Origin of the sequence: Kitasatospora sp. NA04385 (assembly GCF_013364235.1) — a bacterium.
Classification (GTDB): Bacteria; Actinomycetota; Actinomycetes; order Streptomycetales; family Streptomycetaceae; genus Kitasatospora.
The window spans coordinates 7,330,450-7,349,739 of the sequence record NZ_CP054919.1 but is presented as its reverse complement, the minus strand read 5'-3'; the positions used below and the strand labels follow the sequence as shown (position 1 = coordinate 7,349,739).

Sequence of the window (19,290 nt, the reverse complement as noted above, 5' to 3'; positions counted from 1 at the left end):
CGCGCGGTGCGGCGCAACGGCTCCCCGCGGCCGGGGACGTGGACGGTGGCGGGGACGTGGACGGTGGCGGGCCCGGCGGGCCCCTCGGTGGTCAGGCGTCGGGGGCGTGGTGGACGCGGTGCCCGCCGACGAAGGTCTGCAGCACCCGGGTGTCGGCGATCTCCTCGACGGGCCGGGCGAAGGGGTCGCGGTCGAGCACGGCGAGGTCGGCGAGCTTGCCGGGGGCGATCGTGCCGGTGTCGTCCAGGTGGTTCACGTGGGCGCTGCCGGCCGTGTAGGCGGCGAGGGCCGCGGCCAGGGTGACGCGCTGCTCGGGGAGGAAGACCGGGCGGTCGGAGCCGGGCTGGTGGCGGTTGACGGCGGTGTGCAGGGCGGCGATCGGGTCGGGGCTGGAGACCGGCCAGTCGCTGCCCGCCGCGAGGGTGGCCCCGGCGCGCACCAGGTCGGCGAACGGGTACTGGCGGGCGGCGCGGTCACCGCCGAGGAAGGGGATGGTGAGCTCGTCCATCTGGGGTTCGTGGGCGGCCCACAGGGCCTGGACGTTGGCGGTGGCGCCGAGCGCGCGGAAGCGCGGGACGTCGGCGGGGTCGACGACCTGGAGGTGCGCGAGGTGGTGGCGGTTGTCGCGGCGGCCGTTGGCCCGCAGCGCGGCGGCGACGGCGTCGAGGGCCTCGCGGACGGCGCGGTCGCCCAGGGCGTGGAAGTGCACCTGGAAGCCCTCGGCGTCCAGGGCCGTGACGATCCCGGCGAGTTCGCGGGGCTCGATGAAGGACAGGCCGGAGTTGCCGGTGGCGCAGCCGCAGGCGTCCAGGTAGGGGGCGAGCATCGCGGCGGTGCCGTTCTCGGCGATGCCGTCCTGCATGATCTTGACGGTGTGGGTGTTCAGTCGGCCGACGGTGAACTCCTCGCGCTTGCGCAGGAGTTCGGGTATCTGCCCGAGGCCCTTGTCCCGCTCCCACCACAACGCGCCGCGCACCCGGGCGGTGAGCAGTCCCTCGGTGGCGGCGCGCCGGTAGACGGGGGCGGCGTCGGCGGTGGAGGCGTGCTCGCCGAGCAGGGCGTCCTGCCAGGCGGTGATGCCGTACCCGTGCAGGACGGCCTGGGCGCGCAGCAGCGCGGCGAGCTGCTCGTCGGCGGTGACCGGGGGGACGTGGTCGGCGACCAGGTGCATGGCGCCTTCCTGGAGCGTGCCGCCGGGGGTGCCGTCGGCCTCGCGCTCGATCCGGCCGTCGGCGGGGTCGGGGGTGCGGCGGTCGAGTCCGGCGAGTTCGAGGGCGCGGGTGTTGGCCCAGGCGCCGTGGTGGTCGCGGTTGACCAGGTAGACGGGGCGGTCGGGGACGAGGGTGTCGAGCAGGTGCCGGTCGGGGGTGCCGCCCGGGAAGGACTCCATGGACCAGCCGCCGCCGGTGATCCAGGGCCGCTCGGGGTGGGCGTCGGCGTAGGCGCGGATCAGGGCGGCGTACTCGTCGGCGCCGGTGGCGCCGGACAGGTCGCACTGGCCCATCTCCACGCCCGCGCCGACGGGGTGCACGTGGGCGTCCTGGAAGCCCGGGACCAGCAGTCGGCCGTGCAGGTCGACGACCTCGGTGGCCGGTCCGATCAGCTCGCGCACCTCGTCGTGGCCGACCGCCGTGATGCGGCCGCCGCTCACCGCCACCGAGGTGGCGTACGGGCGGACCGGGTCGACGGTGTGGACCGGCCCTCCGGTGAACACGAGGTCGGCGGCGGTGGCGGCGGCGTGCATGCGGTGCTCCAGGCGGGTGCGGAGTGCGGACGGCGGGGACGGCGGGGACGGCGGGGGCGGCGGGGGCGGCGGGGACGGGCCGGGTGTCAGCCGGTGGTGTCCATCGGCAGGGCGATGGCGTCGGCGTCGGTGCCCCGGCCGGTGGTGAAGTACGGGGAGCGGCGGTGCCACTTGGCGACGGCGGCGACGACCAGGCCGGAGCCGACGATCAGGGCCGGGATCAGCAGCATGAACCAGCCGTTGTCGGGGGTGGCCTCGAAGTGGTCGCTCATGGTGGCGTACTGGTAGGCGAGGTAGCCGCCGAGGCCGAACAGCACCAGGGCGCTGAGGCCGGGCACGATGACGCCGCGCAGCGCCGCGGAGGGGCCCTCCCGCAGGTCGGCGCGGAAGCGGACGGCGCAGGCCAGCGCGGTCAGGCCGTAGTAGAGCGCGACGATCAGGCCGATGGAGTTCACGGCGGTGAGGATCATCAGGTTGATCTTCGGGATGCCGACGGCGAGGACGGCCACGGCGGCGGACATCGCCATGATCAGCAGGGTGCCGACGGCCGGGGAGCCGTAGCGGGGGTGCACCCTGGTCCACAGCCGGCCGAGCGTCTGGTCCCGGCCCATCGCGAGCGCGCCGCGCGCGGTCGGGATGACGCTGGACTGGAGCGAGGCGAACGCCGAGCACATCAGCGCGGCCAGCGGGAGCGAGGCCCACGGCTCGGGGGCGAGCTTCGCGCCGAGGTAGGTGAGGGCCTGCGGGCCCTGGGCGACGAGTTCGTCGTTGCCCATGAGGCGCTGGAAGGAGATCGCGGCGAACACCAGCAGTCCGAGCATCGCCAGCAGGGCGATCAGGCCGCCGCGGGAGGCGTCGGAGGCGTTCTTGGTCTCCTCGTTGACGGTGAACGCGGCGTCCCAGCCCCAGAAGACGAACACGGCCAGCACCAGGCCCTGGGCGAGGGACTGGAAGGAGCCGATGGCGAACGGGTTGAGCCAGTTCCAGGAGAAGGACTCGTGCCCGGAGACCAGCGCCCAGGCGCAGAACACCAGCAGGACGGTGTACTCGAAGGCGAGCAGGACCCACTGCAGGCGGGTCGCGGAGCGCACGCCGGTCACGGCGGTGACGGTGACGGCGACCAGGGCGACCAGGCCGACGACGGTGCTGATGCCGGTGGAGCCCGGGTCCAGGTCGATGCCCGGCAGGCGGTGCAGGCCGGCCTTGTTGACGAACTGCAGGACCACCGAGCCGGTGATCGCGCTGGTGTAGGCCATGAAGACGACGTTGGCGACGAGCACCACCCAGCCGGTCAGGAAGCCGGGCCAGGCGCCGACGGACCGGCCGACCCAGGTGTAGCCGTTGCCGCAGTTCGGCTCGGTGCGGTTGAGCCGGGCGTAGGAGAGCGCGATGCCGAGGATCGGCAGGAACGCGACGAGCAGCAGCGCCGGGGTCTGGCGGCCCGCGTACACCGCGAGCGCGCCCATGCCGATGCCGATGCTGGTGGTGGCGGCCGTGCTGGAGGCGGCGATGGCGACGCCGTCGCGCACGCCGAGGGTGCGGCGCATCTCCGGTGCGGGGGGTCTGACGGGGGTGCCGGCGGCCATGTCGGGCTCCTCGGTTCGCGGGGGGGACACTCCGCCCGCGCCTGAGCGGCACGGAGCGGGCGGAGGGGGGTGACCCGATGAAACAACCCTGCCATAGTTACGTCAATAAGTTGTCGTAAGGGTGCCCCGCGGCACCCCGCCCGCCGTCCCCGTCCCCCGTCCCCAGGAGCCCGACGTGCCGGAACCCGCCCGCATCCCCGCCGAACGCCGCCGCCGGCGCCCGACCAAGAACGGCACCGTGCTCACCGAGGAGGCGATCGTCACCGCGGCGCTCGAACTGATCGAGGCCCCCAGCGGCAACGCCCTCACCGTGCGGCGGCTCGGCACCGCCCTCGGCTGCGACCCCTCCACCGTCTACCGCTACTTCGCCGACACCGACGCCCTGCTGCTCGCCGCCGCCGACCGGCTCATCGGCGACTCCCTGGACGGCTTCGTCCCCGACCCCGACTGGCGGACCGCCCTGCGCGACTTCGCCGTCCGCGTCCACAGCTCGGTCCTGCGCCACCCCCGACTGGCCGCCGTGCGCGCCTCCCGGATGACCGCGGGCCCCGCCGAGCGCCGCGCCGTCGACACCGGCATCGGGCTCCTGCTGCGGGCGGGCTTCACCCCCGCCGAGGCGGTCGGCCACTACCGCACCTTCATCGACACCGTCCTCGCCCACGCCACCCTCGACGCCGACGTCCTCAGCCTCTCCGAACGGCAGCGCACCCAGCAGGCCGAGCTCTGGCGGGCGGCCGACACCCTGCCCCCCGAGGAGTACCCGCACCTGCACGCCGTCCGCGACCACCTGCCGGACCTCGCCGCCTCCGCCTTCCCCGAGACCCTGGACATCCTCCTCGCCCACCTGGCCGCACGAGCCCCCCGGCGCACCGCCCCCACCGCCTGACCCCGCTGCGGGCGCACCGTCGCCCGGCGCGGCGCGGGGCCTCAGCCGACGGGGGCGGGGCGGCGGCCGGCGGGGCGCGGGAGGCGGGCGGCGGCGGGGTGCTCCGGCCGGTCGGGTCCGTCCGGCCCGGGCCCGTCGGGGCGCGGCCGGATCGGGGTGGCGAACAGCAGGCCGAGGGTGAGCAGGGCGTAGGCGCTGCCGCCGAGGAGGGTACCGAGGTCGCGGCCGTCGGGGCGCCAGAGCCACACCATGCCGCTGGAGACGACGAGTTGGAGCAGCCAGCACAGGGCGAGCCGGCCGCGGCGCCGACGGGTGCGGTCCAGGGCGGCGTCGGCGAGGACGACCAGGGCGGGCAGCATCCAGACCAGGTGGTGCACCCAGGTGATCGGGCTGACCAGGCAGCAGGCGATCCCGGTGAGGCTGTACGCGGCGAGGCTGTCGCCGGAGGCGTCGGCGCGGCGCAGGCGGTGCGCCCAGACCGCCAGCACGGCCAGTGAGGCGGCCACCCACAGGGCGCGGCCCGGGAGTTGGGGGCCGAGCCGGGCGATCAGCCCCTGCAGGGACTGGTTGGACATGTTGGCGAAGCCGCCGACCCGGTCGGTGTCCCACAGGGTGACGGTCCAGAACTGCCGGGAGACCCCGGGGCCGATCAGGAAGCCCGCGCCGGTGGCGGCCAGCGCGGTGGCGGTGGCGGTCGCCGCGGCCCGCCAGCGGCGGGTGAGCAGCAGGTGGACGATGAACAGCGCCGGGGTGAGCTTGATCGCGGCCGCCAGCCCCGTCCCCACCCCGGCGAGCAGCCGCCACCTGCCGTGTGCGAACCGGCTGCCCGTCAACTGCCGGTCGGCGAAGACCAGCGCGACCAGCAGCAGGTTGACCTGGCCGAAGCTGAAGGTGTCGCGGACGGGGTTGCTCAGGCCGAACAGGCAGGCCGCGAGGCCGAACGCGTACCAGCGGCACCAGCCCCGGCGGCGGGCGATCGGGTCGACGGTCCAGTACAGCAGCAGCGCGGTGGCCGCGGCGGACAGGACGACGCCGACCGCGATGGCCGGGTGCCACCCGAACAGCCGCATCGGCAGCATGCAGACGGCGGCGAACGGCGGGTAGGTGAACCCGTAGGCGGTGCCGGGCCGGACGTAGTCGTAGAGCTGTCCGGTGGCGGCCCAGTGGCGGACGGTGCCGTAGTACACGCCGATGTCGAACCAGCCCCGGTGGCCCGGGATGACCGCCAGGACCAGGGCGGTGACGAGGACGCACCCGGCGAGGACCGCGATCCTGGCGGTGGTGGTGCCGCGGGTCAGCACGCGGGCTGCCTTTCCTGGAAGGTGATCTGACGCTCCGTCAGGAACACGGCGACCGCCCCGGCGGCGAGGCCGCCCGCGGCGAGCACCAACTCGGCGGCGTCCGGCTCGAATCCGTCCGGCATGACGGTGAACGCGAGTGCCGCGCAGGCGAGTTCGATCGCCCTCCGGGCGGTCTCGGCGGGTACGGCGAAGGCCGCCGGGACGGCGCACCACAGCGCGTACCAGGGGCGGAAGGCGGGCCCGAGGACGACCAGCGCGCCGAACCCGAGGGCCAGGGCCGCCAGCGGTTCGCTCCCCCGGCGGACGACCCGGGCCGCCAGCAGGCCGAGCACTCCCGCCGCGGCCGCCAGCCCCAGCAGCCGGGCCCCGGCGACCGCGTCCTGCGGCGCGGTGCCGGTCAGTCCGGCGAACAACCGGCCGAGGCCGCTGGTCGGCGACCAACTGCGGTCGGTGGCCGGGGTGGTGAGCGCGGCGACCCAGCCGTAGCCGGTGCCCGCCACGGCGGTGACCGCAGCCGTGGTCGCGGCGACGGCCGCCGCCATCGCCACGGCGAGCCGGAACCCGCGCCCCCGCCCGCCCGGGCCACCCGCCGCACCACCGCCGACGACCGCCGACCGGCCCGCGGGAGCGAACCACCCTCTCCGGTCGGCGAGTTGACCCAGCCGCTGCGCCGAGAACCCGGCGGCGGCCGCCGCCATCGCCACGGCGAACCGGAGCCCACGCCCCCGCCCGCCCGGATCACCCGCCGCACCGCCCGCCGCACCGCCGCCGACGGCCGCCAACCGGCCCGTGGAGGCGAACCAACCTCTCCGATAGGCGAGTTGACCCTGCCGCTGCGCCGAGAACCCGGCGGCGGCCGCCGCCATCGCCACGGCGAGCCGGAACCCGCGCCCCCGCCCGCCCGAGCCATCCGCCGCATCGCCGCCGACGACCGCCGACCGGCCCGCGGGAGCGAACCAACCTCCCCGGTCGGCGAGTTGACCCAGCCGCTGCGCCGAGAATCCGGCGGCGAGCCACCAGGCGGCGGGGAGGGCCAGCGCGGCGGGCGCCTTGACCAGGGTGGCGAGCGCGATCAGGACGGCGGCGAGCAGGGGGCGGCGGCGGGTGGCGGCGAGCAGGGCGGCGAGCAGCAGGGCGAGCGGGACGGCGTCGTTGTGGGCCCCGGCGACCAGGTGCAGCAGGACCAGCGGGTTGAGCGCGCCCAGCCGCAGCGCGGCGGCCGGGTCGGTGCCGAGGCGCCGGGCGAGGGCGGGCAGCAGCGCGGCGAGGGCGGCGACGGCCAGGACGGCGCTCAGCCGCAGCAGCAGGACACCGGCGTACGGGTGGGCGGCGAGCGGCGCGGCGGCCCGGGCCAGCAGCAGGAAGCCGGGGCCGTACGGGGCGGGGGTGTGCTGCCAGACCTGCGGCACCTGCTGGGCGACGGGGCCGCCGAGCGCGGCCGGGCCGTCCGTGTAGACGTCGAACCCGCTTGCCAGCAGGGCTCCTTGGGCGAGGTAGCTGTAGACGTCGCGGCTGAACAGCGGGGGCAGGAGCAGCAGCGGGGCGGCCCACCAGGCCAGGGTGACGGCCAACCAGCGGGTGGCGGAGGGGTGTCGGCCCTCGGCGCGGCGGCCGGAGGTGCCCAGCAGCAGCCAGGCGGCGGTGAGGACGGTCAGGCCGGCGAAGACCAGGACGGTGCCGGCGCCGCCGGAGGCGCGCAGCGCGGGGCCGGTGGCGGCGGCGGGCAGGGCGCCGGAGGTGAGTCCGCCGGCGGCGAGGGCGAGCGAGCCCAGGAGTCCGAGCCACCGGTACCGGCCCGGGTAGGCGTTCGCGCCCGTGTTCGGCATGTCGGGAACGCTGGCAGAGCGGCGTGGCCCCCGGGGGAAGAGTCGGCGTCCGCCGGGTGTCCGCGGGGCGTCCGGATGCCGCGGTGCGCAGGCCGCGGCGGGTAGCGGTTCCGAACTACCCGCGGGGGCCGAACCGGCCATTCAGCAGGTGCACATCTGGTCTCCCTCGGCCGGTCACCTCAGGGCCAGGCGGGTCGGGGAGACATACGGGTGCCGCCCGTGGCCGGCGCCGCCCGACCGGCGGCCCGGGTGCGAGCGCCCGTGTCGTCGCGTGTCGTCCCGTGCTGTCCGTCGCCACCCTATCGCGCCCCGAGATCCCGGAGATTCCCGCCATGACCACCGCCCCCGCCCGTTCCGGACCCGTCCCCGCCCAGTCCTCCCGGCTGTCGTCGAACCGGCGGCCGGAGCCCCGACAGCCCTCGTACCAGCTGGCGTTCGCCCGGACCCCGGAGGACGTGGAGGCCGCCCAGCGGCTGCGCCACCAGGTGTTCGCGGACGAGATGGGCGCGGTGCTGGACTCGCCGCTGCCCGGCCTGGACGCCGACCCGTTCGACGAGTTCTGCGACCACCTGCTGGTGCGCGAGCAGCCCTCCGGCGAGGTGGTCGGCACGTACCGGCTGCTGCGCCCGGAGCAGGCGCGCCGCGCGGGCCGGACGTACTCCGACACCGAGTTCGACCTGGCCCGGCTGGGCGGGCTGCGGGACGGCATGGTGGAGGTCGGGCGGTCCTGCATCGCCGCGGCGCACCGCGGCAACGGCGCGGTGATCAACCTGATGTGGGGCGGCATCGCCCGCTACATGACCGCCACCGGCAACGCCTGGCTGGCCGGCTGCTGCTCGGTGCCGCTGTCCGACGGCGGGACGACCGCCGCCGGGGTGTGGGACGCGGTCTCGGCCAAGCACCTGGCCCCGCCGCAGTACCGGGTCGCGCCGCTGCGCCCGTGGTCGGCGGAGGGCGTGGTGCGGGCGGGCCGCACGCCGATCCCGGCGCTGCTGCGCGGCTACCTGCGGCTGGGGGCCTGGGTGTGCGGCGAGCCCGCGTACGATCCGGACTTCGACGTGGCGGACCTGTACGTGCTGCTGTCGCTGGAGCGCACCGATCCGCGCTACCTGCGGCACTTCCTGGCGGCCGCGGCGGACCTGCCGATCTCCGCGATCATCGGCGGCACCTCGGGCGCCCCCGTCGGCGCTTCCACCGGCGTTCCCGTCGGCGCTCCCGCGATCCCCGCGATCCCCGCGCAGGCGACCGCCCCGGCGGCCGGGCCCGGAACGGCGACGGCGGCATGAGCGCCTGGCTGCCGACCGCGCCGTGCACGCCCGGTGGCTGCGTGCGCGTCACCGGGCCCCGGGCGGGCACCGCGCGGCGGGTGCTGCGGCTGGCGTGCTGCCTGGCCGTGCTGGCCGCCGGTGCTGGCGGCGCCGCTGGTGCGCGCGCTGGCCTGGCTGCCGGCGGAGCGGCTGGTGCGCCGGTGGGCACGGCTGCTGCTGGCCTCGCTGGGCGTGCGGGTGCGGGTGGGCGCCGGTGCGGTGCCGGGCCGGTCGACGGGGGGTGCGCTGTTGGTGTCCAACCACATCTCCTGGCTGGACGTCCTGCTGATCGCGGCCGTCCGTCCGGGCCGGATGCTGGCCAAGACCGAGGTGGGCCGCTGGCCGGTGCTCGGCCCGCTGACCTCCTGGGGCGGCACGATCTTCATCGACCGGGACCGGCTGCGGGCGCTGCCCGGCACGGTCGGGGAGATCGCCGCGGCGCTGCGCCGGGGCGAGCGGGTGGTGGTCTTCCCGGAGGGCAGCACCTGGTGCGGGCGGGGCGGCGGGCGGTTCCGTCCGGCGCTGTTCGAGGCGGCGGTGCGGGCCGACGTGCCGGTGCAGCCGCTGACGCTGCGCTACCGCGGCGCGGACGGGCGGCCCAGCACCGCACCGGCGTTCGTCGGGGAGGACGGGCTGGCGGCCTCGCTGTGGCGGGTGGTGTCGGTGCGGGGGCTGACGGCGGAGGTCGAGTTCCTGCCGCAGCTGCCGCCCGCGCTGTTCCCGGGGCGCCGGGAGCTCGCGGCGGCGGCCCAGCGGGTGGTCGACCGGCGGCGCCACCCGGACGGCGGCCCGTCCGACGGCGCTGACGGCACTGACGGTGCTGAGGGCTCCGGCTGCGCGGCCTGCTCCACCGCCCGCCCGGCGGTTCGTCCGGCGGTTCGTCCGACGGAGGGCGCGGCCGGTGTCCGGGTGCCGGTCCCGGTGGAGGCCGGGCGGTAGCCGGGCGGGCCGGTGGGGGCGCCTCCCGTATGATCGGGCGAGTTCAGAAAAGGGCGAGGAGGTGCTCGATGCAGGTGGACGAGGAGGCCGTGGGCGCGGTGCTGAACCGGCTGCGCCGGGCCCAGGGCCAGCTGTCCGGGGTGATCGCGATGATCGAGGCCGGACGCGACTGCAAGGACGTGGTCACCCAACTCGCCGCCGTCTCACGGGCGTTGGACCGGGCGGGCTTCAAGATCCTGGCCAGCGGCATGCGCCAGTGCCTGGCCGAATCCGAGGAGGGCACCGCCCCGATGACCGAGGCGGAACTCGAGAAGATGTTCCTGACCCTGGCCTGATCCCGCACGAACGCCTGGGCTCTCGGGGAAGATGATCACTCAGCTTCAGGGCGATCGGCTCCCGCGGTGGATCAAGGCGGTCCCCGCCGACGACCTGCCCGGCCTCACGCCGCCCCACGGCTCCGGCGCCGTGACCACCACCGAGCCCGTCCCTGACGGGGTCTCATGTCCGCCAAGGTTCTGCCAGAGGCAAGGCCTTGGCGGGGCTCTGAAAGACTCGGAGCATGCAATCGTTCCCTGCGAACCCCGACAGCCTGAACGACCCCGTGACACTGCTCGACGAGCAAGGGACCCGCTGGGTTCTCCACCGCAAGCGCCTGGACCTGCGCATCGTTCGTCGGCTGGTCAAGGACGCGGCGACGCCGGTCGTGTGGGGGGACATGGGCGGCATCAGCCCTCGACTCGCAGCCGAAGCCGAGCGGCCCATGCTCTGGAACCGGATCAAGGACGAGTACCAGGGCCCCGGCGGGTCCTGGTCGACCGGCCGCTACTTGGCCCACGAGTTCCGCGCCGAGCCGGGACAGCGCATGCTCTACATCGAAGATCACTGCTGAGCGAACCGGCGGATTCCGGTGACGGAGAGTTGTTGACCGCAGAAGTTGGACCGGCGGCAGGACCCGCACGCACCGCGCCGGAGCGCGGTGCGTGCGGGCGTTCGGGCCTGCGCGGCCCCGGGCCGTCCGGGCTCAGGCGAGGGCCAGGAAGAGCTTCTCCAACTCGGCCTCGGTCATCGGGGCGGCGCCCTCCTCGGATTCGGCCAGGCACTGGCGCATGCCGCTGGCCACGATCTTGAACCCGGCCCGGTCCAACGCCCTGGAGACCGCGGCGAGTTGAGTCACCACGTCCTTGCAGTCGCGTCCGGCCTCGATCATCGCGATCACCCCGGCCAATTGGCCCTGGGCCCGGCGCAGCCGGTTCAGCACCGCGCCGACGGCCTCGTCGCCCACCTGCATCGGGTCTCCTCCTCGTCCTCGGCGGGTGCTGGTCGCCGCCCGCCCCCGTGTTCCGTGCCGGGTGCCGGTCGGTACCGGTGCACCGCGCCACGTGTCGTGACACCTCGCGCATACCCCCGCCCGTATCAACCCATCCGGCGGACGGCGCATTCCCCCGTCCGCCGGACGCCTCCGGCTCCCGGCCCCACTCCCCGGGCGTCGCGGCGGGTTCAGGCCGCGGCCGCCCAGGCGCCGTAGCCGCCGAGCAGGTCGGAGGTCAGCGGGTGGCCGTGGTGGCGCAGCAGGCTGGCCGCGATGGAGGAGCGGTGGCCGCCTGCGCAGTGCACGACGACGGGGCGGTCCTGCGGTATCTCGGCGAGGCGGTGCGGGAGTTCGGCGAGCGGGAGGTGGACGGAGCCGGGGATGTGGCCGTCCGCGCGCTCGCCCTCGCCGCGCACGTCGAGGACCAGCGGGGGTTCGGCTCCGGCGAGTTCGGCGCGCAGGTCGGCGACGGTGCGGCGGGGGGCCCGGCGCAGCTGCTCGGGGACGGCGCGGAAGGCGGTCCCGGGGTCGGCGAGGTACCCGGCGACCCGGTCGAAGCCGATCCGGGCGAGCCGGGTGACGGTCTCCCGCTCGCGGCCCTCGGGGGCGATCACCAGCAGCCGCCAGGCCGGGTCGAGGACGGTGCCGGACTGCTCGGCGAAGCGCCCGTCGGCGGGGACGTTGACGGCTCCGGCCAGGTGCCCGGCGGCGAAGTCGAGCGGGTCGCGGGCGTCGACCACCACCGTGCCGGTCTCGGCGCGGCGGGCCAGGAAGGCGTCGGCGTCCAGCGGGACGGCGAGGGCGGCGGCGTCGAACAGGTCGCGGTCGCGGCGGTTGAGGTCGGCGTCGTAGCCGAAGTAGCCGGGGGCGGTGGGCTGTCCGGCGGTGACGATGGCCACGAACTCGTCCTCGGTCATCGGCGCGCAGGCGTAGTTGGTGGCGCGCTGCTGCCCGATGGTGGACTGCCGCTCGGTGGACAGGTTCTTGCCGCAGGCGGAGCCGGCGCCGTGCGCGGGGAAGAGCCGGACCTGGTCGGGCAGCGCCATCAGCCTGTGCTGGACGCTGTCGTACAGCATCCGGCCGAGCCGGTCGGCCGTGACGCCGGCGGAGGCCAGCAGGTCGGGGCGGCCGACGTCGCCGATGAACAGCGCGTCGCCGGTGAGCACGCCGTACGGGACGGTGTCGTCGGCCTTCTCCCGGACCAGGACGCTGATCGACTCGGGGGTGTGGCCGGGCGTCTCCAGGACCTCCAGGACGACGTCGCCCAGGCTGATCCGCTCGCCGTCGGCGAGCTTGCGGATCGGGTACTCGGTCTCGGCGCGGCGGCCGTAGCCGATCCAGGCGCCGGTGCGGGCGGCGAGTTCGAGGTGGCCGGAGAGGAAGTCGGCGTGGAAGTGGGTGTTGATGACGCCCTCGACGGTGAAGCCGCGGGCCGCGGCCTCGGCGAGGTACTCGTCCACGTCCCGGCGCGGGTCGACCACCACGGCACGGCCGGTGGTCTCGTCCGCGATCAGGTACGAGGCCTGGGAGAGGCAGTCGAGGTAGTACTGGGCGAAGAACACGGGAGTCCTCTTCTCTGCGGCTGGGCGGGCGCGCGACGGGGCGCGCCGGAGGGGTGGCGGGTGTGGTCACCGGCTCGGGCGTCCCGCTCGGGCGTCCTGCTCGGACGCGGGCGCCGACCCGCGGACTCGGATACCCCCACGGGTATTATTACCGGCAGTTCCCTGCCGGGAGGCCTGGCCAGTTGATACCGGTGGGGGTATATGCTCGAAACCAACGATATACCCCCACCGGTATCTTCCCGAGGACGGCCGAGCCGCCCGGGCCACCGGAAAGCCCGCCCCGCCCCGCCCGAACCCCAGGAGGACACCGTGGCCCGGACCCCCCGGCCGCCCGCGCCCGCACAGATCGACCCCGCCCGGGCGCACCGCCTGGCCGCCGCCGGTGAGGCGCTGCTGCTCGACGTGCGCGAGCCCGAGGAGCACGCCGAGCTGCACGCACCCGGCGCGGTCCTCGTCCCGCTCGGCGGCCTCAGCGCGGCGGCGGCCGGCGCCGGGGCCCTCGGAACTGTGCGCGCGGCGAGTGGCGGGCGGCTGGTGCTGGCGGTGTGCCGCTCCGGGAACCGCTCGCAGACGGCCACCGAGTTGCTGAACGCGCACGGGGTGCCGACCGTGAACGTGGTGGGCGGGATGCGCGACTGGCTGCGGGCCGGACTGCCCGCGCACCGGGGCGCGTGTCGCTGCGGCGGCGCGATATGAGCACCGTCCTGCTGGCGCTGATGGCCGGCGCGGTGGTCGGCCTGGCCCTGGGCGGGCTCGGCGGCGGTGGCAGCATGCTGGCCGTCCCCGCGCTGATCTACCTGATCGGGCTGACGCCCGGCACCGCGACCACCGCCAGCCTGCTGATCGTCGCCGCGACCTCGCTCACCGGCCTGGTCGCGCACGCCGGGGCCGGACGCGTCCGCTGGCGCGAGGGGCTGCTGTTCGGCGCGGCCGGGCTGCCGTTCGCCGCGCTCGGCGGTGCACTCTCCCGCCACCTGCCGGGGCCCGCGCTCACCGCCGCGTTCGCGCTGCTGGCCGGGCTGGCCGCCTGGCGGATGCTGGCGGGCGACCGGCGCGGCGGCGAACGGGCGGACGACGGCCTTGGTGATGTCGGCAGCGGCGGTGACGCCGGTCGCGCGCCGCGCCCGGGGCCCGGGCGGCCACTGCCCTCCGCCCTCGGCCCAGCAACGGTCACCCGGGCGCTGCCCGGTCCGGCCACCGCCGACCCGGCGTCCGGAACCACCACCGGCCCGGCGGTCGGCGCTACGGCAACCACGGCGTCCGTCCCCACCGGGATGATCCCCGCACAGACGAACCTCGATCCGCGCCCGGGGCCCGGGCAGGCACTGCCCTCCGCCCTCGGCCCAGCAACGGCCACCCGGACGCTGCCCGGCCCGGCCACCGCCGACACGGCGTCCGAAACCACCACCAGCCCGGCGGTCGGCGCTACGGCAACCACGATGTTCGTCCCCACCGAGATGATCCCCGCACAGACGAACCTCGATCCGCGCCCGGGGCCCGGGCGGCCACTGCCCTCCGCCCTCGGCCCAGCAACGGCCACCCGGACGCTGCCCGATCCGGCCACCGCCGACCCGGCGTCCGGAACCACCACCGACCCGGCGGTCGGCGCTGCGGCAACCACGGTGTTCGTCCCCACCGGGATGATCCCCGCGCGGACGGACCTCGATCCGTGCCCGCCCCCGGCCGCCGCCGAGCCCATCGGCACGCCCTCCGCTGGGCCCTCCGCTGGGCCCTCCGCCGGGGCGCCCGCCCCGGCGCGGCGGGCCGCGCTGGCGGGGGCCGGGCTGGGCGCGGCGACCGGGGTGCTGGGCGTCGGCGGCGGGTTCCTCGCGGTGCCCGCCCTGGTGTCCTTCCTGGGCTTCCCGATGGCCGAGGCGATCGGCACCAGCCTGCTGGTGATCACGCTCAACTCGCTGGCCGCCCTGCTGCCCCGGCTGGGCGCTGCTGCCGAGATCCCCTGGTCGACGGTGGGGCCGTTCGCCGCCGCCGCGATCCTGGGCGCCTGGGACGGCAAGCGGCTCGCGGCGAAACTGTCCGGCCGCACGCTGCAACGGCTGTTCGCCGGTGCGCTGCTGGCGGTGGCCGCCCTGATGCTGGTGGACGCCGTGCTCTGACGCCCCGCCGCACCGCCTCCACCGCACCGCCTCCGCCGCCGCTCACCTGCGGTGGCGCCACGCGCCCGGCCTTTCCGGTTCCCGGTGCCGCTCGGGCATCCTTGGGCACTCCACGCCCGGTTCCATCCGATACGCCGCTTTCCTCCCGAGTTCCCTGTTCCCCTCCCCCTCCCCCCGCCCGGCCCGTCCGCACGTGCCGGGGCAGTCTCCTCCCGAAGGGTTCACCGCTCCGATGACCACGCCCCTGACCGTCGACCAGCTCCAGCCCCGCCTGCACCAGCTGACCGTCATCGACGTCCGCTCCCCCGGCGAGTTCGCCGGGGGCCACATACCCGGCGCCCACAACGTGCCGCTCGACCAGCTGGCGCAGGCCGTGCCCGCGCTGCGGGCCGCCGCCGAGCGCGGCGAGCTGGCCGTCGTCTGCGCCTCCGGCGCCCGCGCGCTGAACGCCTGCGAGCAGCTCGCCTCGGCCGGCGTGCAGACGCTGCTCGTCGACGGCGGCACCTCGGCCTGGACGGCCAACGGCGGCCCGCTGAACCGGGTACCCGGCCAGAAGCCCCGCTGGGCGATGGACCGGCAGGTCCGGCTGGTGGCCGGTTCGCTGGTGCTGGCGGGCGTCGTCGTGGACGTCGCCGTCCCCGGCGTGCGCTGGGTGTCGGCCGCGGTGGGCGGCGGCCTGCTGTTCTCGGCCGTCAGCAACACCTGTGCGATGGGCTCACTGCTGGGCAGGCTCCCGTACAACCGCCCGCGCAACTCGGGCGCCGCGCTCGACGCGACGCTCACCGCGCTGCGCGACGGCGGCAAGTGACGCGTACGGCCTGACGGCCGGTCAATCTCCTTGCCCCACAAGGGAGTTCGGCCCCCGACACCTCTTCCTCACCAGGGGGTGCCGGGGGCTTTCGCCTGCCCGCCCACCTGCCACTCGCTCGCCCGCCACCCGCGCACCACCCGTGCCCCGCACGCCTGGCGGCCCGGAGCCGTCCGGGGTGGTCGGCAACGCGGTTGCGGCGAACGGGTGTTCAGCGGCCGACGGCCGCGCCCTGGGGGCCGGGGGTGGACGTGCCGGTGGTGGCGGCCGGGTCGCAGGAAGCGGCGGGGGCGGCGCCGTAGTGGCTGGCCAGCCAGAAGCCGGCCAGCAGGCCCGCCACGGCGAGTGCCTTGTGCCGGTTGCGCTTCCACCACGAGGGCGTACCGGCGGCCATGAACCGCAGGTGGGTGAAGTCGGGGTGTTCGCTGGGTGGTGCGTCCTTGAACATGCCCATCACGGATGATCCTCCTCTCGCGTCGGGGAGTTCATGACCATACGCCCGGTTCCGCCCTGACCGCAGGCAATTAATCCCGATTCCCGGGCCTGCGCGCGCCCCCGCGCGCCCCCCTCGCGCGCCGGGCGGCCGGTCTCACCAGCGCGCGGGGCGGGCCAGTCCGGGGCCGAGCCGGGTGGCCGGATCGCCCTTGGCGGCGTTGAGTTGGGCCTGGGTGAGGAACAGCGCACCGGTCAGGTCGGCGCCGCGCAGGTCGGCGTCCCGCAGGTCCGCACCGATCAGGTCGGCCTCGCGCAGGTCCGCGCCGGACAGGTCGGCCGCGATCAGGTAGGCACCGCGCAGGTTGGCCCCGCGCAGGTCGGCGCCGCGCAGCCGGGCCCCGATCAGGTCGGCGCCCCGGTGGTTGCGCCGCTTGCCGGGCAGCGCCTTGCGGGTCAGTTCGCTGGCCCGGAGCAGGAGTTCGTTCGCCCCGGCCCGGATGCGGGGCACGTCGGCGGCGATCAGCGCGGCGGCGTCCCGGCGGGTCAGCTCCTCGATGTCCTCGTACGCCCGGCTCAGCTCGGCGTGCACCGGCCGGGCCTTCGGCAGTTCCAGCGCCTCGGCCAAGTACCAGAGCAGCTCGTGGAGTTGGCGCATCACCGGGAAGGTCTCGAACATCTGCCCGGCGGTCTCCCGGTCCTCCCGCCAGCTGCGCCCGCCGAAGGTGTGCCGGGAGACCTTCTGCCCGGCCCCGAAGCAGTCGAAGACGGTGCAGCCCTGGTAGCCGCGTTCGCGCAGGTCTGAGTGGATTCCGCAGCGGTAGTCGGTCTGGAGGTTGCGGCAGGGCGTGCCCGCGTTCTTGTTCGCCGCGAAGTCGGCGGACTTGGCGAAGGGCAGGGCGACGCAGCACAGCCCGAAGCAGGCGGAGCAGTCGGCGAGCAGGTCGAGTCGACGGCCGGTGGGGGCGGTGTGCTGCTGGTCGGTCACGGTGCGGGGTCTCCTGCGGTGGGGGTGCCGGTAGACCCCCATTCTCCCTCTCCGGCCACCCCCGCCCGGACCGCACCCGGACACCCCCGGGGGCGCGGACCGGCCGCGCTGCCGACGGCGCACGCCACCGGGCCGGTCGACGTCCCCGACCGGGTCGCCGCCGGGCACCGGCGTCGGCGGTGACGGGCGGACCGCGCGGTCCGTGCTCGGGCTCCCCTCCGACGGCCCGCTCGACACCCTGCCGGACGCCGCCCTCGCCGCGCCGGCACCGGAGGACGCCGGGAAGGAGAGACCGCCCGGCCCGCGGCCCGGGTCCGCCACCGCCCGTCCTGCCCCGGCACCACCCGGACCATCGGCACCGCCCGGACCGCCGGCACGGACGCGTCGGGTCCGGGGCCCGCTCGGGGCCGGTCGGCCGCTTCCACCGGCCCCACGGGACCAGCGCGGCCGTCAGCACGCCGAGCGCGGCGGCCGGGCCCGTGGGCGAACCCCCCCACGGCGCCGCGCCTGCCCCGCTCCGTCGTTCCCTGCCGCATGGTCCCGGAGGTTCCGGCTTTTCCGGGGCCGGCGCCCGTTCCGGAGGTCGGACGGACCGTTCCCACTGGACCGCACGGGTGGAGTCATCCTCCCCGTGGGCGTAGCCGAAGGGGCGGGTGGGCGGGAGCTGTGTTCGTCTTATCTCGGGCTTACACCTGTGAGTAGTTGATGCGTGCTCAGGTCCGCCCCCGTGCCGTCGACCACCGGAACCGACGGTTCGGAACGCGCTATGCCCGATCGGGCCGCGCGGTGTGATCCGGCTCCTCCTTCACGAAAGACAGGCCATGCAGCGTCCGCCGTCCCTGAAACTGTCGTCCCTCGCCCGCCGTTCCGAGAAGCCCATGGCGGGCCTCGGGGTGCTGGCCCTCGCCGCCGCCGGCGCCCTCGTCGGCCTCGCCCCCGGCGTGGGCCACGCCTCCAGCCACCGGGAGGCCCCGCTGATCGCGGGCGACCCGCGGGCCGACAACACGGACGTGTACGCGTTCGTCAGCCCGGACAAGCCCGACACCGTCACCCTGGTGGCGAACTGGATCCCGTTCGAGGAGCCGAACGGCGGCCCGAACTTCTACCCGTTCGCCGACGACGCGCGCCACAACATCAAGATCGACAGCGATGGTGACGGCAAGCCCGACACCACCTACACCTGGACCTTCGCCAGCCACTACCGCGACGACGCCAACCAGTTCCTCTACAACACCGGCGTGGTGAAGTCGCTGGACGACCAGACGCTGAACTTCCGCCAGACCTACACCCTCACGGTCACCGGCCCGGACGGGAAGTGCAAGGTCCTGCTCAAGGACGCGCCCGTCGCACCGTCGAACGTCGGCAAGGCGTCGATGCCCGACTACGGCTCGCTGCGCAAGCAGGCCGTCGTGGACCTCCCCGAGGGCGGGCAGAGCTTCGCCGGACAGGCCGACGACCCGTTCTTCCTCGACCTGCGGGTCTTCGACCTGCTCTACGGCGGGAACCTCAAGGAGTCCGGCCACGACACCCTGACCGGCTACAACGTCAACACCATCGCCCTCCAGGTGCCGAAGACGGCCCTGGCGCTGAAGGGCGACGCCGAGCACAACCCGGTCATCGGCGTGTGGTCGACCACCGACCGCAAGGGCGCCGTCGTCACCGACAAGGGCGGCGAGGGCAAGCCCGGCGGGGACAAGGGCGGCGAGGGCAAGGGCGGCGAGGGCAAGGCCGAGGGCGACTGGCGGCAGGTCTCCCGGCTCGGCAACCCGCTCGTCAACGAGGTCGTCGTGCCGATCAAGTACAAGGACGCCTTCAACGCCCTGACCCCGGACAAGGACCACACCGTCACCCCGGTGGTCGACAAGGTCAAGGACCCGATCGTGCCCAAGCTCGTCCAGAGCATCTACGGCATCCCCGCCCCGGCCACGCCGCGCAACGACCTGGTGGAGATCTTCCTGACCGGCATCTGCAAGGCGTGCGGCCCCGTCCAGGCCGACCTGAACTCCCAGCTGCTCAACAAGGACGTCAAGAAGGACGCCTTCGTGCCCTCCGAGGAACTGCGCCTGAACATGGGCGTCGCCCCCGCCGCCGCCCCCAACCGGCTCGGCGTGCTCGCGGGTGACCTCGCGGGCTTCCCCAACGGCCGCCGCCTGGCCGACGACGTCGTGGACATCACCCTGCAGGCCGCCGAGGGCGCCGCCCAGACCGGCACCCTGGTGCCCGCGCTGGCCGCCGGTGACGGCGTGAACGCCAACGACCACGCCTTCGGCCACCACTTCCCCTACGTGGCGCTGCCGAACACCGCCGCCGTCAACCAGGCCGTCTCCGACAACCCCGGCGGCTCCGTCGAGGCCGGTTTCGGCGGGCTGGCCGTCGGCGGCTTCCCGGTCGCCGGTGCGGCCGCGATGGCCGGCGGCACGCTGCTGTCGGCGGCCGGGGTGGTGGCGCTGCGCCGCCGCCGCTCGGCCCGCTCGTGAAACTGCCCGAA

The 19,290-nt window shown here is 75.5% G+C and carries 15 protein-coding genes and 3 pseudogenes; 10 read left to right on the top strand and 8 right to left on the bottom strand.

The window, feature by feature from the left end:
• Window positions 1-91 precede the first annotated feature (91 nt).
• Window positions 92-1,744, bottom strand: coding sequence for an amidohydrolase (locus HUT16_RS32575; RefSeq protein WP_176191600.1), 1,653 nt, complete (start codon window positions 1,742-1,744; stop codon window positions 92-94).
• Window positions 1,745-1,830: 86 nt separating this feature from the next.
• A complete protein-coding gene (locus tag HUT16_RS32570) occupies window positions 1,831-3,330 on the bottom strand; it encodes an APC family permease (RefSeq protein WP_176191599.1) in 1,500 nt (499 codons plus the stop codon).
• A 175-nt stretch (window positions 3,331-3,505) separates the two neighbouring features.
• Here HUT16_RS32570 and HUT16_RS32565 point away from each other — a divergent pair, with 175 nt between their 5' ends.
• A complete protein-coding gene (locus tag HUT16_RS32565; RefSeq protein WP_176191598.1) occupies window positions 3,506-4,216 on the top strand; it encodes a TetR/AcrR family transcriptional regulator in 711 nt (236 codons plus the stop codon).
• A 41-nt stretch (window positions 4,217-4,257) separates the two neighbouring features.
• Here HUT16_RS32565 and HUT16_RS32560 read toward each other — a convergent pair whose 3' ends face one another.
• A complete protein-coding gene (locus HUT16_RS32560) occupies window positions 4,258-5,517 on the bottom strand; it encodes a glycosyltransferase 87 family protein (protein ID WP_176191597.1) in 1,260 nt (419 codons plus the stop codon).
• On the bottom strand, window positions 5,511-7,343 hold the full coding sequence (gene mptB, locus HUT16_RS32555; protein WP_176191596.1) for a polyprenol phosphomannose-dependent alpha 1,6 mannosyltransferase MptB: 1,833 nt from the start codon (window positions 7,341-7,343) through the stop codon (window positions 5,511-5,513). The genes HUT16_RS32560 and mptB overlap by 7 nt, the downstream gene beginning before the upstream one ends.
• Before the next feature lie 332 nt (window positions 7,344-7,675).
• Between mptB and HUT16_RS32550 the strand changes: the two are divergent.
• The 4 genes and pseudogenes from HUT16_RS32550 to HUT16_RS32535 form a co-directional block, all read left to right on the top strand.
• Window positions 7,676-8,470, top strand: a pseudogene (locus HUT16_RS32550) (GNAT family N-acetyltransferase); the annotation flags it as partial.
• 279 nt (window positions 8,471-8,749) lie between these two features.
• The gene (locus HUT16_RS39475; RefSeq protein ID WP_303392117.1) at window positions 8,750-9,589 is read left to right on the top strand and encodes a 1-acyl-sn-glycerol-3-phosphate acyltransferase; all 840 of its coding nucleotides are present in this window, start codon (window positions 8,750-8,752) and stop codon (window positions 9,587-9,589) included.
• A 68-nt stretch (window positions 9,590-9,657) separates the two neighbouring features.
• Window positions 9,658-9,924 carry a metal-sensitive transcriptional regulator gene (locus HUT16_RS32540; protein WP_176191594.1) on the top strand — a complete coding sequence of 89 codons (267 nt, stop codon included), beginning with the start codon at window positions 9,658-9,660 and terminating at the stop codon, window positions 9,922-9,924.
• A 266-nt stretch (window positions 9,925-10,190) separates the two neighbouring features.
• Complete coding sequence (locus tag HUT16_RS32535; RefSeq protein ID WP_254898093.1) at window positions 10,191-10,478, top strand: hypothetical protein; 288 nt, start codon at window positions 10,191-10,193, stop codon at window positions 10,476-10,478.
• 132 nt (window positions 10,479-10,610) lie between these two features.
• Here HUT16_RS32535 and HUT16_RS32530 read toward each other — a convergent pair whose 3' ends face one another.
• The gene (locus HUT16_RS32530; RefSeq protein WP_176191592.1) at window positions 10,611-10,877 is read right to left on the bottom strand and encodes a metal-sensitive transcriptional regulator; all 267 of its coding nucleotides are present in this window, start codon (window positions 10,875-10,877) and stop codon (window positions 10,611-10,613) included.
• Between the two features lie 209 nt (window positions 10,878-11,086).
• Window positions 11,087-12,460 carry an MBL fold metallo-hydrolase gene (locus HUT16_RS32525; RefSeq protein WP_176191591.1) on the bottom strand — a complete coding sequence of 458 codons (1,374 nt, stop codon included), beginning with the start codon at window positions 12,458-12,460 and terminating at the stop codon, window positions 11,087-11,089.
• Between the two features lie 309 nt (window positions 12,461-12,769).
• On the opposite strand from HUT16_RS32525, the gene HUT16_RS32520 reads away from it, so the two are divergent.
• From HUT16_RS32520 to HUT16_RS32505, 4 genes and pseudogenes are all read left to right on the top strand, one after another.
• Entirely contained in the window at window positions 12,770-13,156 is a 387-nt protein-coding gene (locus tag HUT16_RS32520; protein WP_254898092.1) for a rhodanese-like domain-containing protein, read from the top strand.
• A pseudogene (locus HUT16_RS32515) lies at window positions 13,153-13,677 on the top strand (TSUP family transporter); the annotation flags it as partial. The gene HUT16_RS32520 and the pseudogene HUT16_RS32515, both read left to right, overlap by 4 nt.
• A gap of 531 nt (window positions 13,678-14,208) precedes the next feature.
• Window positions 14,209-14,574, top strand: a pseudogene (locus HUT16_RS38790) (TSUP family transporter); the annotation flags it as partial.
• A gap of 232 nt (window positions 14,575-14,806) precedes the next feature.
• Window positions 14,807-15,382: a rhodanese-like domain-containing protein gene (locus HUT16_RS32505; protein WP_176191589.1), complete on the top strand. Its 576-nt coding sequence runs from the start codon at window positions 14,807-14,809 to the stop codon at window positions 15,380-15,382.
• A 211-nt stretch (window positions 15,383-15,593) separates the two neighbouring features.
• Here HUT16_RS32505 and HUT16_RS32500 read toward each other — a convergent pair whose 3' ends face one another.
• Entirely contained in the window at window positions 15,594-15,836 is a 243-nt protein-coding gene (locus tag HUT16_RS32500; protein WP_176191588.1) for a hypothetical protein, read from the bottom strand.
• Between the two features lie 135 nt (window positions 15,837-15,971).
• Window positions 15,972-16,802, bottom strand: coding sequence for a pentapeptide repeat-containing protein (locus HUT16_RS32495; protein ID WP_254898091.1), 831 nt, complete (start codon window positions 16,800-16,802; stop codon window positions 15,972-15,974).
• An 878-nt stretch (window positions 16,803-17,680) separates the two neighbouring features.
• Between HUT16_RS32495 and HUT16_RS32490 the strand changes: the two genes are divergently transcribed.
• Window positions 17,681-19,279, top strand: coding sequence for a DUF4331 domain-containing protein (locus HUT16_RS32490; protein WP_254898090.1), 1,599 nt, complete (start codon window positions 17,681-17,683; stop codon window positions 19,277-19,279).
• Window positions 19,280-19,290 lie beyond the last annotated feature (11 nt).

Bases quoted from the DNA above. Each gene is read 5' to 3' on its own strand.
- HUT16_RS32505 (WP_176191589.1), top strand. From the start codon at position 14,807: ATGACCACGCCCCTGACCGTCGACCAGCTCCAGCCCCGCCTGCACCAG.
- HUT16_RS32570 (WP_176191599.1), bottom strand. From the start codon at position 3,330: ATGGCCGCCGGCACCCCCGTCAGACCCCCCGCACCGGAGATGCGCCGC.
- HUT16_RS32500 (WP_176191588.1), bottom strand. From the start codon at position 15,836: ATGGGCATGTTCAAGGACGCACCACCCAGCGAACACCCCGACTTCACC.
- HUT16_RS32540 (WP_176191594.1), top strand. From the start codon at position 9,658: ATGCAGGTGGACGAGGAGGCCGTGGGCGCGGTGCTGAACCGGCTGCGC.
- HUT16_RS32490 (WP_254898090.1), top strand. From the start codon at position 17,681: ATGGCGGGCCTCGGGGTGCTGGCCCTCGCCGCCGCCGGCGCCCTCGTC.
- HUT16_RS32575 (WP_176191600.1), bottom strand. From the start codon at position 1,744: ATGCACGCCGCCGCCACCGCCGCCGACCTCGTGTTCACCGGAGGGCCG.
- HUT16_RS32530 (WP_176191592.1), bottom strand. From the start codon at position 10,877: ATGCAGGTGGGCGACGAGGCCGTCGGCGCGGTGCTGAACCGGCTGCGC.
- mptB (WP_176191596.1), bottom strand. From the start codon at position 7,343: ATGCCGAACACGGGCGCGAACGCCTACCCGGGCCGGTACCGGTGGCTC.